Source organism: Lichenihabitans sp. Uapishka_5, from assembly GCF_033947565.1.
Classification (GTDB): Bacteria; Pseudomonadota; Alphaproteobacteria; order Rhizobiales; family Beijerinckiaceae; genus Lichenihabitans.
The window spans coordinates 1-540 of record NZ_JARPVX010000234.1 but is presented as its reverse complement, the minus strand read 5'-3'; the positions used below and the strand labels follow the sequence as shown (position 1 = coordinate 540).

At 59.6% G+C, this 540-nt stretch carries 1 protein-coding gene; it reads left to right on the top strand.

Going from position 1 to position 540, the window contains the following annotated elements; translation table 11 throughout:
• Positions 1-161 precede the first annotated feature (161 nt).
• The gene (locus tag P7D22_RS23390; RefSeq protein WP_319936632.1) at positions 162-485 is read left to right on the top strand and encodes a hypothetical protein; all 324 of its coding nucleotides are present in this window, start codon (positions 162-164) and stop codon (positions 483-485) included.
• Positions 486-540 lie beyond the last annotated feature (55 nt).

The window sequence follows — 540 nt, the reverse complement described above, 5'->3', positions numbered from 1 at the left end:
AACGCGATCAGGACCAAACTCGCCCTGAATCATCTGTCTGAGTCGGTGCACTAGGACTTCTCGATAGGGCGAACGAGCTGCAGGCGCGAGGCGAAATTCGTCTTTTTCCAGATTGGTTGCCCTACACGACACCGTCTGGCCGCGTTCAGTGGGACCGCCCATTGACCCGGGACTGGCAGTACCGCCGCAGGAAATTGAAACTGGAGCGCGAGAACATCTCGCTCTACAGCGCTCGGCATTGTATGGGCGACCGCCTCGACGATGCCGGTGTTGCACAGCGCACACGCGATCGCCTTATGGGGCATGTACCGGCTGGTGCAAAGGGCCGGTATGGTCGGAAGAGGCCGGCGGATCCACAGTTGGCTGCCTTACTTCACTCGCTCGAGACGCCTGCGATCAAATTGATGCGGGAGATCCTCATGATGCCGTCGGAAAAAGCCCGCAACGGAGAACTTACGATCATTCAGCCTTGGCGCAAGCAATGACGCTTAGAGCCGCTGCCTTTCGAGCAGAGTCGGCCGAGGTAGCGGGCGGACTGCC